Source organism: Paenibacillus dendrobii, assembly GCF_009807035.1.
Lineage (GTDB): Bacteria > Bacillota > Bacilli > Paenibacillales > Paenibacillaceae > Paenibacillus_AQ > Paenibacillus_AQ dendrobii.
Genome location: NZ_WUBI01000001.1, coordinates 224,959 through 244,479 on the forward strand (window position 1 = coordinate 224,959; position 19,521 = coordinate 244,479).

Sequence of the window (19,521 nt, forward strand, 5' to 3'; positions counted from 1 at the left end):
CGATGGCAAGTAAACGTCTGCACAACTTCAAGTCATACGTTCCGGGGACGATGTTCATCCTTCCGGCCTTTGTCTTGTTCGCGGTCTTTATTTTCATACCACTCATTTACGGCTTTGTTATGAGCTTTACTGATTACGGCGGCTTTAACATGAAGTCCAATTTCATCGGCTTCGACAATTATTCGAAGCTCTTTCATGATGATTATTTTCTGATTTCGCTCAAAAACAACTTCATTTATACGTTGCTGTTCGTTCCGTTGACGATGCTGCTCGCTCTGCTAGCGGCGATTGCATTAAACAATGTGCTGCATCTTCGCAAATATTTGCGTATGGCGTTTTACTTTCCGCAAATTACGTCGATGGTATCGATTGCGATCGTTTGGGGTCTGCTGCTGAACCCTATTTCCGGACCGATCAATCAAATGTTGAAGGCGATCGGGATTTCCAATCCTCCGGAATGGCTGATGTCCTCTTCATGGGCACTGCTGGCTATTGTTTTGGTCGCTGTATGGAAAAGCTTCGGCTATTACATGATCATCCTGCTGGCCGGCATTCAGGGCATTCCGACACATTTATACGAATCGGCCAAGCTTGACGGTGCAAGCAAGTTCCAGCAGTTTCTCTACATTACGCTGCCGAGCTTGTCGCCGACCTTGTTCATGGTGCTGATCCTGACCATTATCAACTCTTTCCAGGTGTTCGATCTGGTTTCCGTCATGACCAACGGCGGTCCGGGACGCTCGACCAACGTGCTGGTATTCAGAATCTATCAGGAAGCCTTCATGAATTACCGGATGGGATACGCGGCAGCCATGTCCACCGTTCTCTTCCTGATCATAATGATCATATCCTTGATTCAATTTAAGCTTGAGAAAAAATGGGTTACTTACTAGGAGGAGGGAGAGGCACCTATGCTGGACGTTATCAATAAATCAAAAAGGTCCAAACTTTTCTATGGATTACTCCTAATCGTACTGGTGATCTTTTCGATCGTAACTCTTTTTCCGTTTTTATGGATGATTTCGTCATCGCTGCGAACGGACGTCGATCTGTTCAAAAACCCGATGAACTGGATTCCGCACACGCTGTATTTGGATAACTACAAGGAAGTGTGGACCGCCATTCCGTTCGCGAAATATTTCTTCAACACCTTCAAGCTTTCCGTCATCATTACCGTATTGCAGGTGATTATATGCTCCATGTCCGCGTACGCTTTCGCGAAGCTGAAAATTCCGTTTAAAAATGTAATTTTCATTTTGTTCATGACCAACCTGATGATGCCGTGGCATTCGATTATGGTACCGCAATTTTCGGTCGTCAGCAGCCTGGGCTTGTATAACACGCATACCGGCTACATTTTGATCCAGTTGTTTAGCGGATTTGGCATTTTCATGATGCGTCAATTTTTTATGGGCCTGCCAAATGAGCTGAATGAAGCTGCACGGGTGGACGGCTATAGCGAATGGAAAATTTTCTGGAAGATCATGATGCCATTATCCGCGCCGGGTCTTTCTACGCTGGGTATTTTTACGTTCACCTTCATGTGGAACGATTATCTTGCTCCGTTGATTTATTTGAATGACGATGCGCTCAAAACGCTGCAGCTCGGGCTTAAAGCATTCCAAACCGAGCATACGACAGATTACGGCCTGCTGATGGCTGGTACCGTGTTCGCAACCATTCCGATGGTGATCGTGTTCCTGATCGGCGAACGATTCTTTATTCAAAGCGTGGCAACGACAGGCATGAAAAACTAACAAATTCATTTCGAGGTGCTATTACATGACGACTCTATCGAACCATTTTGTACAGGTAACAGGGCAAGATTTCACGGTGAACGGCGAAAAAATCGTGTTCCGGGGCTTCGGTCTCGGCTCATGGATGAACCTGGAGCATTTTATGATTGGACTCCCGGGTACCGATACGATGATTAAAAAGGCGTTTGCCGATGTGTATGGAAAGGAGCGCAGCGAGAAGTTTTTTGACCGTTTCTTGCTCGAGTTCGTCGATGAAAGAGATTTTGAATTTTTGAAAAAAATCGGCGTGAACCATATCCGGCTTCCGTTCAACTATAAATATTTTATCGATGACCAGCATCCCGGAACGTATAAAAACGAGGGCTTCACCTATCTTGACCATGTCGTTTCCCTGTGCGAGAAGTACGAGATTTATGCGATTCTGGACCTCCATTCGGTGCCCGGCGGGCAAAACCCGGATTGGCACTGCGACACTTATTCCGGTCTTCCGCTGTTCTGGGAGTACGGAGCGCTACGCGATACCGTCATCGGATTATGGGGTCATATCGCGGAGCATTACAAGGATCAGCCATGGGTCGCCGCGTATGATATCGTAAACGAGCCTTCCATGGTAACGAATGCAGAAGTGTTCAATGAGTTTTACCGTAAAATCATCGCAGAAATCCGCAAAGTGGACAGCCGGCATATCATTTTCATCGAAGGCAATGCCTTTACGACCGACTTTACGATGATCGATCCGATCGATGATCCGCAGGTGGCTTACGAGTTTCATTTCTATCCGTTCGTCGATGAGCCGGCCGTGCTGACGCATGACATGGAACGGGCGCGCCGGAAGGAAATATTCGCGGATGCGTTCCACCGGCTGATTACGATTCGCGAAAAATACAAGCGTCCGATCTGGTGCGGCGAGCTTGGGCTCGTGTTCGAGAAAGAAGACATCGATTTTCAGGTCGCCATCATCGAAGACATGCTGGATCTCTGCGAGGAAAACGATGTTTCCTGGGCGCTGTGGACTTACAAGGATGCCGCGACGATGGGAATCGTCTATCCGCGCGCGGATACGCCGTGGCGGCAGCTGACCGAGCAGATCAAGCAGGTATGGAATCAGCATCAGGAGCAGGAGAAGGGCGAAGCGCTGGTGGATTTCATGGCTGAAACTTACTTCAAGCCGATTTCCAAGGAAGAGCGTTATCCGCTGCAGTTCCGCATGAGAACCATCATGCAGGTGATCTGCGTCGAACAGAACTTGAAGCCGTACCTACAGGAGCGCTCTTGGGAAGAGATCTATGAACTGCCGGCATCATTCCACTGGGATCAATGCGAGCAATGGGACGAACTGGCAACCTTGATCCGGAAGTACACAAAAGCATAGAATCATAGAGTAATCACGAGGAATAGCCTGAATAGATTTGTATGAACGGAGAGGAGGAGAAGATAAGATATGCTGGACAGCATCAACCTGGCAGGCCTCTGGAACCTGCAGCTGGACGCGCAAAAGCATGGCCTCAAGCAGCCCTATAAGGATTCCATGCATCTGCCGGACACGACATCGCATGCTCGTAAGGGGGAGCAGAACGAAGAAGTTCAGATCGGCGCCTTGACGGACGAATACGCATTTGAAGGCTTTGCCTGGTTCGCCAAGGAAATCGAAGTTCCGGCTCGTTGGTCTGGACGACCTTGCAAACTGTTTCTGGAACGGACCCGCGTGACGACGGTCTGGATCGATGACATCATGATCGGAACGCAAAATAGCCTGAGCACGCCGCATTGCTACGATCTTATCAGCGGATTAAGCGCCGGTAAGCATATTCTGACCATACGGGTGGACAACACCGATTACCCGACCAAAGGCGGACATTTGACCTCCGCTGATACGCAGACGAACTGGAACGGCATTACCGGCCGGATGGAGCTGCAGTTTTTCGGCGATGCTTATCTCGAAGACATCCAGGCATTTACGGATGTGAAAAATCGGGCAGTGACGCTCGTTGCAGATGTGATCGGAGCTTACGAAGGAACATCCGTCGCGGTCTCGGCGGAGAGCTTTAACGGCGATTGTATCCATGTCGTAGAACAGCAGGCATATACACTGCAATCGAAGAAGGTTGAAATCGCATACGTTATGGGAGCGGATGCGCTGCTGTGGAGCGAGTCTCATCCCTATCTGTATAAGCTCCGAATCCAACTGTTGGCAAAAGACGGCGAAATGCTGGATTCCAACGAGCTGGTCATCGGATTGCGCGATTTCAAGGCCGAGGGAGACAAGTTCACGATTAACGGCCGTCGGACGTTTTTGCGCGGCAAGCATGACGGGCTCATCTTCCCGCTGACCGGTTACGCCCCGACGGATGTACAGGAATGGATTCGGATTTTACGCATATCGCAATCCTACGGCATCAATCATTACCGCTTTCATACCTGCTGCCCGCCTGAAGCGGCTTTTATCGCCGCGGACATGCTCGGCATCTATATGGAGCCCGAGCTGCCGTTCTGGGGAACGATCACGGACGAGTCCGACGAGCAGCATAACCAGGCGGAGCAGGATTATTTGGTCAGCGAAGGCTTTGCCATGCTGAAAGCTTTCGGCAATCATCCGTCTTTCGTCATGATGTCGCTCGGAAACGAGCTGTGGGGGAGTAAGGAGAGACTGAACGGAATTCTCAAAGCGTATAAGGCATATGATAAACGCCATTTGTACACGCAAGGCTCCAACAATTTTCAGTTCGTGCCTGTCATTCTGGAAGAGGATGATTTCTTTTGCGGGGTCCGCTTTTCCAGGGAGCGCTTGTTCAGAGGCTCGTATGCCATGTGCGACGCACCGCTAGGGCATGTGCAGACGGACAAGCCGAATACGCTGAAGGACTACGATGAGCAGATTTTCCCTGAAGCATCGTCCGGCGAGCGGGAGGATACTCAAGACGAAGGATCAATTCAAATCCAATACGGGACTGGAACAAAGACCGTGAAAGCATCCGCCGGGGCGAAGGAACTGGTTCCCCATGTGCCGGTGATCTCCCATGAGATCGGGCAGTACGCGACCTTCCCGAATTTCGGGGAGATCGAGAAGTACGCGGGCCCCTTAAAAGCCAAAAACTTCGAAGTATTCCGCGAGCGGCTGGAAGCCAAAGGTCTGGGACACCTGGCGGATAAGTACTTCGAGTGCTCCGGACAGCTGGCAGTGGCCTGCTACAAAGAAGAGCTGGAGGCCGCATTCCGTTCCAAGCGTCTGGCGGGTTTTCAACTGCTGGACCTTCAGGATTTCAGCGGTCAAGGGACTGCATTGGTCGGCATCCTGGATGCCTTCATGGACAGCAAAGGAATGATAACTCCGGAAGAATGGCGGAGCTTCTGCTCGGATGCCGTGCTGCTGGCGCGGTTCGAGAAGTTCAATTATGGTTCCGGGGAAGCTTTTGCGGCGGAGGTTGAGCTCAGCTATTACCGCGAGGAGTCCCTTGCCGGGCGGAAGCTGCGGTGGGAGCTGCGCGGGGAACAGGCATCGTTTTCAACTGGGGAAGCAGAGGTACCGGCAGGAAGCGAAGAAGGGAATTATCTTTCTTTATGCCGAATCGATTTCATGATGCCTCGGGTTGCGAAGATGACGAAAGCGAAGCTGTCGCTTATGATCTTAGGCACGGATATTCATAAAACGTATGATCTCTGGATTTATCCGGAGTGCCAAGTCGTTGATTTCACCGGAATTCAACTGGTTAAGGAGCTATCCCAGGACGTTATCACACTATTGGAGAACGGGGAGGATGTAGTGCTGATGCCACCTCCGGGAGGATTATCGAATGCTATCGAAGGGTTATACTCCACCGATTTCTGGTGTTACCCCATGTTCAGGTCCATTTCGGAGAGCATGAACAAACCGGTACCTGTCGGTACGATGGGCCTGCTCATCGACAAGGAACATCCCATGCTCAAGGATTTTCCCAGCGAGGAATACTCTACCTATCCTTGGTGGAACATCGTGATGCATTCCGGCTCGATAATTATGGACGACCTGCCCGGGCAACTGCAGCCTATCGTTCAAACAATAGATAACTTTGAACGCAATCACAAGCTGGGCCTCATATTCGAGTTCCGGGTGCTGAACGGGCGCGTCATGTTTAGCGCACTCGATTACGACAAAATGATAGCCGTACCGGAAGGGCGACAGCTCCTGTATAGCATGGTCAACTATATGAAATCGGATGCGTTTCATCCCGAAGTCAGCATTCCGCTGGATGTCCTGCAGGGAATGCTGCATTACAATACGTAAGATTTACTTGCGTTACAGGTCTGAATATAAGTTAGTTTTGGAAAATGGAATTATCAAACCCACGCCAATTGGCGTGGGTTTGTATTTGTATGGCGTTCTCTAACAAGGACGCAATATAACCCCCGTTTCATCTTGGCAGCGAAGAGTCATCGGCTAAGCTTTATGATTTCTTTGGCATGCTGCCTTCCTGACGATAGGAGGCTGTCACTCAGCTCCGAATCATTCACGGATCTCGCCAGTACAATGGTTCCGACCATGGTGCTGAGTACAGCACTGCCAATGGATTGATCGATTTCTGCCAAATCGGAGATAAAATCGATCATTCGTTGCAATTCGTGAGTGAAGACCTGACGCACTTCTTCGGATGCGCGGGATACTTCACCGGAAAGAGCAGGCAAAATGCAGCCTATCTCCTTTTGATCGCGATGAGACGGGCTTAGATATAGGTTAATGACCGCATGGATCTTGGGTTCCTGCTTCTCCTGGTCAGCCGCTTTCTGCAAAAGTGTAATCGTGTCGCTTATGGCGAATCGGCAGGTTTCGGAAACCAGCTGTTCTTTGTTGTCGAAGTGAGCATAGAATCCTCCGTGAGTCAGGCCGGCTCCTTTCATGATGTAGGGTACGCTGATGTCCTTGATTCCGTTCGTGCGAAAAGCTTTGGCAGCACTTTCGATGATACGGCTTCGAACTTTCATTTTGTGGCCTTCGGGATAAGGCATGGGTATCATTCACTCCCTTAATTCATCAATCCAGCTTCAAAATATTATAGATATCATAATAAAGCATGTCAATTTGCTTCTTCATAACCTTTAGCTGCAAAAGTGCAAAAGAAGAAGAACTATTGACCGTTCCAAAATATGATGACTATAATATATTATGTTCATCATATTTTAACTTGGGAGGCATAAGAATATGAGCCATCTAACGATTGACACTTTAGTGATTGGGTCGGGTCCCGGAGGTTACGTTGCGGCGCTGCGGTCGGCGCAGCTTGGAATGAAAACGGCAATTGTCGAAAGAGAACAGATTGGTGGAGTTTGCACTCATGTGGGCTGCATTCCTTCGAAAGCATTGATCGGGGAAGCGCATCGCTATAAATGGCGCGAGCAACGGAATTGCGAGGTTGCTTCAGTTTTCTTTGAAGATGCCCAGGCTTTCAAACAAGCCGTCGTGAACAAGCAAGCCGGAGGAGTCCGCTATCTGCTTAAGAACGCTGGAGTGACGATTCTCGAAGGAGAGGCCCGTTTTCTCGATGACCATACGGCTGCGGTGACGCAATCGGGAACGGAACAAAAGGTTTCTTTTGTAAACGCGATATTGGCGACAGGGTCTCGTCCGATTGAACTGAAGGCACTGCCGTTCGGCGAACGGATCTTATCTTCCACGGAAGCTTTGTCTCTTTCTCAAGTTCCAACCAGCCTTGTCGTGATCGGTGGCGGTTATATCGGCGTTGAACTGGGACAGATGTATGCCAAATTCGGCACGAAGGTAACGATTCTGGAGGGAGGAGAACAAGTGCTGCCCGGGTTTGAGGCAGACCTTGCGGCTCCTGTTATCCGCCAACTGAACGCTGACGGTATAACGATCGTTACGGAGGCGATAGCCGTTAAAGCGGAACAGGATGCGGACGGACTCACAATCCATTATTTAAAAAACGAAGAGCCGCATTTGATAAGAGCGGAGTTTGCGCTAGTGACCGTTGGAAGAAAACCGAATACGGACGGAAGTTTAGGCTTGGAGCAAATCGGATTGCAGGTAACGGCAAGAGGACTCATCGAAACGGATCAACAGTGCCAAACGGCCATTCCGCATATTTTCGCTATCGGCGATATTACGGGAGGGCCAGCACTTGCCCATAAAGCTTCCTATGAAGCCAAGGTTGCGGCAGAAGCTATAGCGGGTAAACCCGCTGTGGTGGATTACAAAGCGATGCCTCTTGTCGTATTCTCCGAACCGGAGCTGGCCAGTGTCGGTTTAACGGAAACAGAGAGTAAGGCCGCGGGGATTCCGGTCATTACAGGCAAATCCTCATTTTCCATTAACGGCAGAGCATTGGCACTGAAAGAGACCGAAGGGTTCGTCAAAATTATTGCGGATCAGGCCTCGGGCATCGTAAAGGGGGCTCAAATCGTTGGCGCAGAAGCCTCAACGCTCATTTCAGAGCTTGCATTGGCGATTGAGATGGGAGCCACTGTGGAGGATTTGGCTTTGACCATACACCCGCATCCTACATTGGGAGAGATCATTATGGAGGCAGCCGAGAACGCCGTTAGAACCATCACGGTTCACCGTAAAAAAGAGCAAAAAGTCTAGAATCATATGGGCGTAGAGGAGAGAGGTCTGTGAAGCATAGAAGACCAGGCCTTCCTGTTGATCTCTGAAAATTCAGTGGCATGGGATCGACCTCGAAACGGAGCAGCGTCTGAAATTGAATATGGCCTCACACACAAAAAAACGATTGCTGAACAGCATCCGTTTTTTTTGTGTTTTTGATGCTTGATGTTATAGCGATTAATAACTGATTTTCACTTGAATATCCTGCTCGTAATTGCCGAAATACCTGCCGAACAGGCTGACTCCGCCCGGATTTCTGGCATCCTCCAGGGAACTGATGCGTAATCTGATTTCCTCTCCGGGCTGGATCGGCAGATTCTGTACGGACACATCGGACATTAGGACTCCATCCATATAGGTACCAGAAGATGTTACGAGCAGTGTCTTCAGCAGACCATGCTGGGTGCTGCCCTCCTCCCACCACGACGGAGTTAGTTTGCCCCTCATTTTGCCGAAGTCGCCCGGAGACGTCCATACGCAGACGGGAACTTCGTTGACCGAAAACGTGATGTCCGATGCCCAATCCTCCGCATATCCTGGCGCTTCCGAACAAATTTCCAGCGAGACGCGAAGACTGGTGATGCTGTTTCTGCCGGACACGTAATTCGGTATGCGGTACTCGACATAGCCGCTGGCGAACCAAATGTGCTGGGCCTTTACATGCTCTGGCTCGGCAAAATACCGCGGGTCATCGACCATCCCGATCAGTTTTGTTTCCGATACGAGACCGCATGTGGGTTTGACTTGATAATCGCTGTATTGTCCGACGGGAACGTTCACGGAATACGAATCCCGATCCGCTGTTTGTTCTTCAAACGTGCCCTCCGGTTTAAAAATTAATGTCGCCTGATCCATCCGAAGGGAGCACAGCTTTTGCATGCCGCGTTTACCCGCGATGATCTCTGTATGTATGATCCCGGCCTCTTCCAGCTGCTGGACATGCTTGGTCACGATAGCGGAAGACATGTTCAACCGCTGGGCCATCTCTCTAATGTTGAGGTTTTCCTTTCGGAGCATTTCGATCATTCGGATCCGGGTTTCCGATGCCAATGCGACGAATAAATTAAGATTTTCTTGAGCTACCTTGATTTCCATTTGTGTTTTCCACCTTTATCATTGCAGCGAATATCAACCATTGTATAACTAATCAATTAACCAAACAAGATTACCATTGACTAATTATAACCTATATTTTAATATCTATTTGAATATTTATAGATTAATAATTAATGTATTAGTTAACTAAAAGAAAGGAGATAATGGGATACCCCAGCAGTGCGTGGCATCATCATATAAGCTTTTATTGATCGTTGTAACTTTGGATTTGGTTCGCTAATTACAATACATCCGCAAAAGGAGTTGTCTGAAATGTCTGATACGTCAACACTTCCGCGTCCAGAATATCCCCGTCCACAATGGGTGAGACAAGAATGGATCAATTTGAATGGTTCTTGGCAATTTGAAATCGATCACGGCAAAAGCGGGAAAGAACGCGGATATCAGGAATCCGGGCATGATTTGTCCGGAAAGATTACGGTTCCGTTCTGTCCGGAAAGCAAGCTGTCCGGCGTGGAACATAAAGATTTTATGGCGGCAGTCTGGTATAAAAGGGAAGTTTCGGTACCGGAAAATTGGCTGAACGGCAGAATCTTGCTTCACTTTGGTGCAGTCGATTACGAGTCCGAAGTATGGGTGAACGGGATATCCGTCGGTAAACACCGGGGAGGATATAGCTCCTTTTCCTTTGATATTACTTCAGCCGTATCGTCGGGCACGAATGTCATTACGGTGTATGCGGAAGATGATGCCCGCTCCGGACGTCAGCCCCGCGGGAAACAAAGCGGAAGATTCTACTCGCATGGCTGCGACTACACGCGCACGACGGGAATTTGGCAAACCGTATGGCTGGAGCAAGTGCCGGAGGCCTACTTATCTGATATGCAAGTGGTGCCTGATCCGGACAACGGCTGCGTGCATCTGGACGTGAAGATCAACGGAAACGCTGCAGGAGAACAGCTTACCGCTTCCGCCAATTTTAATGGGAAGCTTGTCGGGAATGCCGGCGCGATCGTATCCGGACCTTCCGTTAAACTGACGATCCCGTTGTCAGACATTCACCTCTGGGAGGTCGGCAACGCCCAATTATATGATCTGGAATTATCCCTGCAGCATCAGGGGCAAGTGGGGGATGACGTACAATCGTATTTTGGCCTAAGAACCGTAAGGCTAGATGGAATGGCTTTTCGAATCAATGGAAAATCGGTATTTCAGCGTTTGGTGCTGGATCAAGGATTTTACCCTGATGGCGTCTATACCGCACCAAGCGATGAGGATCTCCGTAAAGATATCGAGATATCGATGGGGCTGGGCTTTAACGGCGCCAGACTTCACGAAAAGATGTTTGAGCCACGCTTTTTGTACTGGGCGGATCGCCTCGGATATCTGGTTTGGGGAGAGCATGCGAATTGGGGGCTGGACATTACCGGGGCGGAAAGCCTGGCTTCGTTTTTGCCGGAATGGCTGGAAGGAATCGAACGCGATTTCAATCATCCTGCGCTCATCGGCTGGTGCCCTTTTAACGAGACATGGGATATGGACGGTGCCAAACAGCATAACGATGTACTGCGCATCGTGTACGAGGTAACCAAACGAATGGATCCTACGCGTCCTGTGATCGACACCAGCGGCAATTTTCATGTCGTGACGGATATTTTCGATCTCCATGATTATGATCAGAATCCGCAAACGTTCCGGGCTAGATACGAAGCGATGAAAGACGGCGGAGAAGTCTACAATACGTTTCCGGACCGACAGAAGTATGAAGGACAGCCTTATTTCATCAGCGAGTACGGCGGAATTTGGTGGAATCCGGATCAGAAGGACGATAAAGCTTGGGGTTACGGCGACAGACCGCTATCCGAGGAAGCGTTTATCGAACGTTATGAGGGGTTGACGAGTGCCCTGCTGGATCATCCGATGATGTTCGGATTTTGCTATACCCAGTTATACGACGTGGAGCAGGAAGTGAACGGGCTGTATACGTATGACAGACGAGCAAAATTCGATCCCGAAATGATTCGCCGGATCAATTCGCGTAAGGCTGCGATCGAAGACTAGAGCGGCTTGCCCGAATTTTGCTGCTGAGGTAAGAAGGCTCTGCATAATCAAGCTGTCCAGCATTCTGATGACCGGTCAGATGTAGGACAGCTTTTTGCTGTTAAAGGAAAATCCGTACGATCGTCGAACATACACATACATATCAATTCGCCGCATGGAACGGCACGGAATGGTGGTTGTCATGCCAGAGCATATCTTGCCCACTAAATTATATATCCCGCTGCAGCTTGGCTGTCATTGGACGAGGCGGATCAGGATCCCGCTCGATTTGTAACATATCTTATCGCTGCATTACAAGGCATCGGGATGAATGTTGGAGACGGCATGCTGAATATGCTCCAAGCTACGCATTCCCTGCCGATGGACACGGTTAAGGCAACATTGCTCGATGAAATGACCGCCATGCCGGACCCATTCATTCTCGTCCTTGATGATTATCATGTGATAGAAAGGACGCGATTGCATTGTTTCATTTAATAAGAATTCAATCCCGAAAGTTAATACTTCATTTACCTAGACGATTAGGATGTAACAGTAGAGATAAAAAAACGCAAGATGCGGATACCGCTATTTCTTGTGTTTTTTAGAGTGTATTGTATTTTTACGACTTTCTTACCGTATTTATTGAAAACGTTGACAAAATAAAATGGAGTTATTATACTTCAGTTAAACGTTTACTGAATTGAATTCAAAATAGAATGATGAGGATAATTTATGTATGTTCCAACAATCAAAGATGTAGCAAAAGCAGCGAATGTATCGGTGGCTACCGTTTCCCGGGTCCTTCATAATCTTTCAGGTTACTCCGATAAAACCAAACAAAAGGTACTTCAAGCCATTGAAGAGCTCGGATATCATCCTAATGCAATCGCTCGAGGACTCATCAACAAACGAACGCAAACGATAGGTGTTCTGTTTCCCAATGTCTCTAGCGGTTTCTCATCGGAAATTCTGCACGGTATTGAGGAAGTCGCCCACGAGAAAGGATTCAGTGTTATTGTTTGCAACACAGCCGAAGATGGCAAAAGAACGATGAAATATTTGCAAGTCCTTCGTGAAAAACAGGTGGACGGAATCGTATTTACAAGTGAAGTTCTTAAGGATGAGTATTATCAGGCACTAAAAGAAATGAGCATACCAGTGGTCCTGGTCAATACTCAATCCCACAAACATATGATTCCCTACGTTAAGGTAGATGATCGGCAAGCAGCTTATCAAGCAACCGCTTATTTAATTGAGAAGGGTCATCGCGAAATTGCTATGATTAGCGGGCACTTGTGGGACCCGATTGCAGGGGCTCCGCGCATGGAAGGGTATCGTCAGGCCTTGGAGGATCATGGAATCGAGTTCTTGGAATCCAGGGTAGCTTACGGAGATTTCCATTGGGAAAGCGGTCGCAGAGCGATGGAGTCGTTGCTGGCGGAAGCACCATCCTTCACGGCTTTGTTTGCAGCTAGCGACGAGATGGCTATTGGAGCCATGGGGGCTGTTTTTGAGAAGGGGATGAGGATTCCTGATGATCTATCCATCATAGGTTATGATGATTTAACCTTGTCCAAATCAGTCTTTCCTCCGTTAACGACGATACATCAGCCTCTTGCTCAGATAGGATGTCTTGCTTCAGATAAATTGATCGCATTAATTGAGGATTCACAGAATGTTTCCAGCAGTATCGTGAGCCATCATATCGTGGAAAGACAGACGGTTCGATCGAAGGGTTAAAGAGATAAACCTCTCTTTTTCACTATTAAGTAAACGTTTACGTTCGTTGTTAAATTTCATTAACTAGCAAACTTTGGAAAGGTGGTGGTTCTGTTTCATCATCTCGATATGAAGTCATCGATTACCATTTTGGTAAGAGTTGATGAATATGAAAAGAGAGTCAATTTGTTTTAAGTTTTACGTAAACGTTTACCTAAATAAAAAATCAGGAGTGGAGCTAGTGAAGATGAAGTGGTGGCAAACTGCGGTGATTTATCAGATTTATCCGCGCAGTTTTCAAGACAGCGATGGCGATGGCATAGGCGACTTGAAAGGTATTATTCAACGGTTGGATTATTTGGAGCATTTGGGCATTACGGCGATCTGGCTTAGCCCGGTATATCAATCACCTAACGATGACAATGGCTATGATATTAGCGATTATCAAGCGATTATGACAGAGTTCGGCACAATGGATGATATGGATGAACTGATCAGGCAGGCAGAGGAACGAAATATCAAAATCATTATGGATCTGGTTGTAAATCATACATCGGATGAGCACAAGTGGTTCATCGAATCCCGCAAAAGCAAGGATAACCCATATCGCGATTATTATGTTTGGCGAGACCCGGTAAATGGTGAAGTCCCTAATTCACTAAGGTCAACGTTTAGCGGTTCTGCGTGGGAATTTGACGAAGCAAGCGGTCAATATTTCTTGCACCTCTTCAGTAAAAAACAGCCTGACCTGAACTGGGAGAACGAAAAGGTCAGACAGGAAATATGGAACATGATGAACTTTTGGCTCGACAAAGGCGTGGGTGGATTCCGTATGGACGTGATTGACTTGGTTGGGAAAATTCCGGATCAGGAAATAACGGGCAATGGTCCGAAACTGCATGATTATTTACAAGAAATGAACCAGGAGACGTTTGGAAAGCATGATGTTTTGACCGTGGGAGAGACCTGGGGGGCTACGCCGGAAATTGCAAAATTGTATTCGGATCCTAAACGCAAAGAGTTGTCCATGGTATTCCAATTCGAGCATATTGGTTTGGATCAGCAGGAGGGTAAAGAAAAATGGGATCTAAAGCCACTACGGGTCAGTGAATTGAAACAGATCCTGAATAAGTGGCAAACCACATTGGGTGATGAGGGCTGGAATAGTTTGTTCTGGAATAATCATGATCTTCCAAGAATTGTATCCCGGTGGGGGAATGATACAACCTATCATACAGAAAGCGCAAAAATGTTTGCCATCATACTTCACTTCATGAAAGGTACTCCCTACATCTATCAAGGCGAAGAAATTGGAATGACCAATTACCCCGTCAGCGACATTAGTGAAATTAATGATATTGAAAGCGTGAACATGTACCATGAGCGTCTAGCGAACGGTTATAAGAAAGAAGAAATAATGGCTTCCATCAACTCCAAAGGACGTGACAACGCCAGAACTCCGATGCAATGGAACGACACGCCCAATGCGGGTTTTACAACGGGGACCCCATGGCTGCACATAAATCCTAACTTCAGTGATATTAATGTGGCAGCGAACTTGGATAATCCGGATTCTATCCTTTCCTGTTATCGGAAATTAATCCAGTTGCGAAAAGATCATCCGATAGTGGTATGGGGAGAATTTGAATTAATAACTGATGTTCCGGAGCAAGTTTTCATGTATTTAAGGCATTATGAAGGCCAAACTTGGGCGGTTGTAGCGAACTTCGGGGAAGAGAAGGCATCTCTACAGTTGTCTGACCTTGGAAGCAGCGATGATGTCATTATCAGCAATTATGAAAGAGCATCGGCTGACTTTGACCGACTCATGTTGCATCCCTATGAAGCTTTTGCTGTGAAAATCTGTCCCAGGCGGTAACGATTGGAGTACTCATTATCAAAAAATAAAGAATGGGAGATAACTTTTATGAAAAAGTTTTTGTTAACAGCTCTCGTATTAATGATGTCCGTAAGTGTTTTTACAGGGTGCACCAAAAGCGCAGGCTCCTCGGAACCCAAGACAACGGCAACAAGCGATGAACTAACTCCTTACGGAAAATATGCTGAAACCGTTACATACACCATAGGGAAGTCCACGCCAGGTATTCCAAAATTACCTGAAGGTCAATCTTATGAGAATAATGCATATACACAGTACTTAAAAGAAACGCTGAATGTTCAAAGTAAGGATTTGTTTGAAGCCAAGTCAGGTGATAACTATGATCAGAAGGTTTCTATGGCGGTTGCTTCTGGAGATTTACCGGACATGATGTCTGTCGGTGCGGATACTTTACGTCAATTGGTAGACAATGATATGATCGCTGACTTGACTGAAGTCTATAAATCAAGCGCGTCAGATCTTGTGAAAGAAAAATACGACTCTTACAATGGGCGAGCGCTGGAAGCAGCTACTTTTGATGGCAAATTAATGGCTATGCCTTCGACTTCGAATGCAAATATACCTACCATGCTGTGGGTGCGTAAAGATTGGCTTGATAAGCTCGGCTTAGCTGAACCAAAGACTGTTGCTGATCTGGAGCAGATTTTAACAGCATTTATTCAAAAAGATCCTGGCGGAAACGGTAAGGGCAAAACGGTTGGCTTGGCACTATCTAAATCGATTGGCGGTTTATATGGATCTTTATTCCAAGCAGATAATATCTTCGCAACCTATCATTCCTTCCCACGTCAATGGATTGAGCAGGATGGACAGGTGGTTTATGGATCGCTTACCGATGAAACCAAGCAAGGGTTAGGTTTGCTGGCAGATTGGTATAAAAAAGGTCTAATTGATCCACAAATGGCTGTTCGAGACAGCATTGAATCTTTGATTATAAGTGGCGAAGCAGGCGCCTTTTTTGGACCGTGGTGGTCCGCAGATTATCCTCTGAATGATGCAAGACGTCAGAATAACAGTGCCGATTGGAAGCCCTACATAATTTCGGAAGATGGCAGCGGTGAAATTACGGCTTATACTCAAAATCCTGCCGCCGAATTCTACGTTGTCAGGAAGGGATTTGAGCATCCGGAACTTCTGCCGAAAATCGCCAGCGCGCTAAACGACAAGCTCGTTCGTGAGGATCTCAACTATCAGCCGGTTGTTGATTTTATCACTGGAGGATTTGATGGCGGAAAACCGCTTGGCATAGGGATCAATTTTAATGATGCAACAGGACAAATGTATAAGGATTTGAAAGCAGCCGTTGACGGTGAGAAAAAAGTGGATACTTTAACGCTTGATGACCGGACTTCTTACAATAAAATAATGGAATATTTAAAAGATCCTGAGAAAGCAGATGCCAATCAATGGAGCGGCTATACATCCAGAATGATTGGGGCAAAATTAATGGCTGAGACGAAGGTGAATGAAGTAAACCCTGTATTTTTCGGCCAAACCAAAAGCATGAAACTAAAATGGGCTAATCTTGTCAAGTTGGAGGACGAAACTTTCCTGAAGATTGTAACAGGTCAAGAATCACTGGATTATTTCGATACATTCGTAAGCACATGGAATAAAACAGGAGGCAATGATATTACGAAAGAAGTAGCGGAGGCTATTAAACAAAAATAATACCGAAATGGGTACAAATCAATAGTACCCATTTCAGATTTTGCTTTTTAAGAGGGGAAGAGCATAAATATGAAAAGGAAAAATAAGGCGGGGCAGCTGGAATACCATCTCATGATGTCACCAGGGATCATCTTTTTGATAGTCTTCAGTTTCGTGCCTATGTTCGGGATCCTGATGGCGTTCCAGGATTATGTTCCGGCCAAAGGTATTTTTGGTTCGGCATGGGTTGGGTTAGACAACTTTAAGTATATGTTGGAAATTCCCGACAGTATGAAGATTTTAAGGAATACGGTCGTCATCGCTCTCGGTAAGATTATTTTTGGAACGATTGTGCCTATTATATTTGCCCTTTTGTTAAATGAAATCAGATTGAAATGGGCCAAGAAATCCATCCAAACAATTGTTTATTTGCCTAATTTCTTATCTTGGGCCGTTGTCGCAGCCGTTGTGATTAACATATTTGATTACCATGGGCCTGTGAATCAGTTCTTGCAGTTCATGGGGAAAGATCCTACCTTGTTCTTGGCGAGTAATAACTGGTTTAGACAAATTATTATCGGAACAGATGTATGGAAAGGTTTCGGATATGGTGCGATTGTGTATTTAGCAGCCTTAACAGGAATTGATCCCGGTCTGTATGAAGCCTCTTCGATTGACGGCGCCAGTCGGTTTAAACAGTTAATACATATCACGCTTCCAGGTATTTTACCAACCATCATGCTGATTTCAGCACTTAATCTGGGTAACATTCTCAATGCCGGTTTTGACCAGATCTTTGCCCTATACAATCCGATTGTGTATGAGACTGGGGATGTTATTGATACCTATGTATACCGCGTGGGTCTGCTCGGACAACAGTATAGCTTTGCTACAGCAGTTGGCTTATTAAAATCGGTGGTATCCCTTACATTGCTTTTATCGGCTAATCAGTTGTCCATCAAACTTGTGAAAATGCGGATCTTTTAAAAGGGGAGTAAAGGATGAAATCAAAAACGTTTGGAAGCCGGTTTGCGGATATATGTATTTGGATGGTGTTATTGCTTCTTACCGCGCTCTGTTTTTTACCATTACTTAATATGGTATCAATCTCATTTAGTGATAAATCGGCAGCCCAAGCGAATCTGGTTGGCTTGCTGCCCGTTCATTTTAATACGAATGCGTATCAATTGTTATTGAAAGACACGCAGTTTTGGCGTTCATTTTTAATTTCTATAGAAAGAGTTGCGATTGGAACGGCTATTAATCTAATGATAACAGTCTTGATGGCGTTCCCATTGTCTAAAAATAAAAATGACTTTCGTGCGCGTAATATTTATATGAATTTGATGATTTTTGCGATGCTCTTCTCCGGTGGAATGATTCCCATATTTATGGTTGTGAAAAATTTGGGCTTGATTGATTCCATTTGGGCACTTGTATTACCAGGAGCAGTACCCATCTTTAATGTCATTTTGTTGATGAACTTTTTTAAAAGCGTTCCAGAAGCGCTAGAAGAAGCTGCGATTATAGATGGCGCGTCAAAAATGAGAGTTTTATTCGGAATTTTCTTGCCGATATCTCTTCCGGCTTTGGCCACTATCGGCCTTTTCTCTATGGTTGGGCATTGGAATGATTACTTTAGCGGCTTGCTGTATATGAACAGTTCTTCCAATTATCCGTTGCAGACGTATATTCAACAATTATCTGTCGATATTACGAAAATCACGGACCCTTCACAATTAAAGTCTTTGGCCTCGGTTTCTAATAAAACACTGAACGCGGCCAAAATCGTGGTGTCCATTATCCCGGTGCTATTGGTGTATCCGTTTTTGCAAAGATATTTTGTATCCGGATTAGTCATCGGGTCCGTGAAAGAGTAGACGAAGCGATATATGCAGGCTCAAGCAGTGGTTGATTCTCAACAACAAGAACTAACCCTGCCTTTGTTTAAGGAGCTTACGGTAGCAGTTCTTGCTAGGATCTACGATAGGTACTTCAGGGTCCGATACTCCATAGGAGAGACACCAAAGTGCGCCCGGAACACCCGGTGAAAATAGGAATAGCTGGCGAAGCCGCAAGTTTCGGCAATATGTTCTAATGTCATTTCACTGTATCTGATCTGCTCCTCTGCAGCTCGAAGACGGATCTCAATCGCATATTGGATCATCGTTTTGTCGTAATGTTCCTTGAACAGCCGCACTGCACGCGATAAGCTAAGACCCGCGTAGCTTGCGGCTTCTTCGAGTTTGAAGGTGAGGGTGGCATGCTCTTCAATGAATCGCTTGAGCTTTTGCGTAGCGGCCCCTCTCCGGTCAGTCTGTATATTATCGGTTATGGCTCTATCCATATACAGACAAAGGCTGCGTAACAGCACGTCCTTCAGCTCCGCATCTTCCTCCAAAGAGCCGCGCCGTTTCTCCAGCAGTAGGTTACGCCATAATCCAATCAGCTTATCGTCGATTCCAATCCGGTTCACAACCGGACGAGTCCTCCGCTTCCACCAGTCATCAATCCAGGAACCTTGGCAGAACAGATAATAATCTCCGCTAGAAAAACGTTCCTTTGTATGGGGTTCGTCCACGACAAGATGGTAATCGTCACCAGGCTGAAGCAGGAGTAAATCACCACCCGTCAGGATGAACTCCTTGCCAGATGAGTAGACCTTGCAGGAGCCCTCTGTTTGCAGTCTAAAGAGATAGTGCTGTAATCCGCTCTTCAGATTGTGGGTAAACGCTTTATCATGATATGAGTGATCACAGATTAACAGAGAAGTATCCAAAGAGCTATAGCCCCCTTACTAA

14 protein-coding genes are annotated in these 19,521 nt (G+C 46.7%); 11 read left to right on the forward strand and 3 right to left on the reverse strand.

The window, feature by feature from the left end:
• Positions 1–2: 2 nt before the first annotated feature.
• From GRF59_RS00885 to GRF59_RS00900, 4 genes are all read left to right on the forward strand, one after another.
• Positions 3–893 (forward strand): carbohydrate ABC transporter permease, encoded by an 891-nt coding sequence (locus GRF59_RS00885; RefSeq protein ID WP_160495798.1) that lies wholly within the window; start codon positions 3–5, stop codon positions 891–893.
• A gap of 18 nt (positions 894–911) precedes the next feature.
• Complete coding sequence (locus tag GRF59_RS00890) at positions 912–1,757, forward strand: carbohydrate ABC transporter permease (RefSeq protein ID WP_160495799.1); 846 nt, start codon at positions 912–914, stop codon at positions 1,755–1,757.
• 25 nt (positions 1,758–1,782) lie between these two features.
• Positions 1,783–3,129 (forward strand): glycoside hydrolase family 5 protein, encoded by a 1,347-nt coding sequence (locus tag GRF59_RS00895; protein ID WP_160495800.1) that lies wholly within the window; start codon positions 1,783–1,785, stop codon positions 3,127–3,129.
• Between the two features lie 69 nt (positions 3,130–3,198).
• Positions 3,199–6,018, forward strand: a complete 2,820-nt coding sequence (locus GRF59_RS00900) for a glycoside hydrolase family 2 TIM barrel-domain containing protein (protein WP_160495801.1) — start codon at positions 3,199–3,201, stop codon at positions 6,016–6,018.
• Between the two features lie 146 nt (positions 6,019–6,164).
• Here GRF59_RS00900 and GRF59_RS00905 read toward each other — a convergent pair whose 3' ends face one another.
• A complete protein-coding gene (locus tag GRF59_RS00905) occupies positions 6,165–6,737 on the reverse strand; it encodes a TetR/AcrR family transcriptional regulator (RefSeq protein ID WP_160495802.1) in 573 nt (190 codons plus the stop codon).
• A gap of 193 nt (positions 6,738–6,930) precedes the next feature.
• Here GRF59_RS00905 and lpdA point away from each other — a divergent pair, with 193 nt between their 5' ends.
• The gene (gene lpdA, locus GRF59_RS00910) at positions 6,931–8,331 is read left to right on the forward strand and encodes a dihydrolipoyl dehydrogenase (RefSeq protein WP_160495803.1); all 1,401 of its coding nucleotides are present in this window, start codon (positions 6,931–6,933) and stop codon (positions 8,329–8,331) included.
• A 198-nt stretch (positions 8,332–8,529) separates the two neighbouring features.
• On the opposite strand, the gene GRF59_RS00915 is transcribed toward lpdA, so the two are convergent.
• Entirely contained in the window at positions 8,530–9,447 is a 918-nt protein-coding gene (locus tag GRF59_RS00915; RefSeq protein WP_160495804.1) for an ArsR/SmtB family transcription factor, read from the reverse strand.
• Positions 9,448–9,720: 273 nt separating this feature from the next.
• On the opposite strand from GRF59_RS00915, the gene GRF59_RS00920 reads away from it, so the two are divergent.
• From GRF59_RS00920 to GRF59_RS00950, 6 genes are all read left to right on the forward strand, one after another.
• Positions 9,721–11,469, forward strand: a complete 1,749-nt coding sequence (locus tag GRF59_RS00920; RefSeq protein WP_160495805.1) for a glycoside hydrolase family 2 protein — start codon at positions 9,721–9,723, stop codon at positions 11,467–11,469.
• 714 nt (positions 11,470–12,183) lie between these two features.
• Positions 12,184–13,191, forward strand: coding sequence for a LacI family DNA-binding transcriptional regulator (locus GRF59_RS00930; protein ID WP_160495807.1), 1,008 nt, complete (start codon positions 12,184–12,186; stop codon positions 13,189–13,191).
• Positions 13,192–13,417: 226 nt separating this feature from the next.
• Positions 13,418–15,049: a glycoside hydrolase family 13 protein gene (locus tag GRF59_RS00935; protein WP_160498057.1), complete on the forward strand. Its 1,632-nt coding sequence runs from the start codon at positions 13,418–13,420 to the stop codon at positions 15,047–15,049.
• Positions 15,050–15,097: 48 nt separating this feature from the next.
• A complete protein-coding gene (locus tag GRF59_RS00940) occupies positions 15,098–16,741 on the forward strand; it encodes a type 2 periplasmic-binding domain-containing protein (RefSeq protein WP_160495808.1) in 1,644 nt (547 codons plus the stop codon).
• A 69-nt stretch (positions 16,742–16,810) separates the two neighbouring features.
• Entirely contained in the window at positions 16,811–17,707 is an 897-nt protein-coding gene (locus GRF59_RS00945; RefSeq protein WP_160495809.1) for an ABC transporter permease, read from the forward strand.
• Positions 17,708–17,721: 14 nt separating this feature from the next.
• Complete coding sequence (locus GRF59_RS00950) at positions 17,722–18,600, forward strand: carbohydrate ABC transporter permease (protein ID WP_160495810.1); 879 nt, start codon at positions 17,722–17,724, stop codon at positions 18,598–18,600.
• Between the two features lie 101 nt (positions 18,601–18,701).
• Here GRF59_RS00950 and GRF59_RS00955 read toward each other — a convergent pair whose 3' ends face one another.
• Positions 18,702–19,499 (reverse strand): helix-turn-helix transcriptional regulator, encoded by a 798-nt coding sequence (locus tag GRF59_RS00955; RefSeq protein WP_160495811.1) that lies wholly within the window; start codon positions 19,497–19,499, stop codon positions 18,702–18,704.
• Positions 19,500–19,521 lie beyond the last annotated feature (22 nt).

Excerpts from the sequence above, each read along its gene's own strand:
- GRF59_RS00885 (WP_160495798.1), top strand. The coding sequence starts at position 3 with ATGGCAAGTAAACGTCTGCACAACTTCAAGTCATACGTTCCGGGGACG.
- GRF59_RS00890 (WP_160495799.1), top strand. The coding sequence starts at position 912 with ATGCTGGACGTTATCAATAAATCAAAAAGGTCCAAACTTTTCTATGGA.
- GRF59_RS00895 (WP_160495800.1), top strand. The coding sequence starts at position 1,783 with ATGACGACTCTATCGAACCATTTTGTACAGGTAACAGGGCAAGATTTC.
- GRF59_RS00900 (WP_160495801.1), top strand. The coding sequence starts at position 3,199 with ATGCTGGACAGCATCAACCTGGCAGGCCTCTGGAACCTGCAGCTGGAC.
- GRF59_RS00905 (WP_160495802.1), bottom strand. The coding sequence starts at position 6,737 with ATGCCTTATCCCGAAGGCCACAAAATGAAAGTTCGAAGCCGTATCATC.
- lpdA (WP_160495803.1), top strand. The coding sequence starts at position 6,931 with ATGAGCCATCTAACGATTGACACTTTAGTGATTGGGTCGGGTCCCGGA.
- GRF59_RS00915 (WP_160495804.1), bottom strand. The coding sequence starts at position 9,447 with ATGGAAATCAAGGTAGCTCAAGAAAATCTTAATTTATTCGTCGCATTG.
- GRF59_RS00920 (WP_160495805.1), top strand. The coding sequence starts at position 9,721 with ATGTCTGATACGTCAACACTTCCGCGTCCAGAATATCCCCGTCCACAA.
- GRF59_RS00930 (WP_160495807.1), top strand. The coding sequence starts at position 12,184 with ATGTATGTTCCAACAATCAAAGATGTAGCAAAAGCAGCGAATGTATCG.
- GRF59_RS00935 (WP_160498057.1), top strand. The coding sequence starts at position 13,418 with ATGAAGTGGTGGCAAACTGCGGTGATTTATCAGATTTATCCGCGCAGT.
- GRF59_RS00940 (WP_160495808.1), top strand. The coding sequence starts at position 15,098 with ATGAAAAAGTTTTTGTTAACAGCTCTCGTATTAATGATGTCCGTAAGT.
- GRF59_RS00945 (WP_160495809.1), top strand. The coding sequence starts at position 16,811 with ATGAAAAGGAAAAATAAGGCGGGGCAGCTGGAATACCATCTCATGATG.
- GRF59_RS00950 (WP_160495810.1), top strand. The coding sequence starts at position 17,722 with ATGAAATCAAAAACGTTTGGAAGCCGGTTTGCGGATATATGTATTTGG.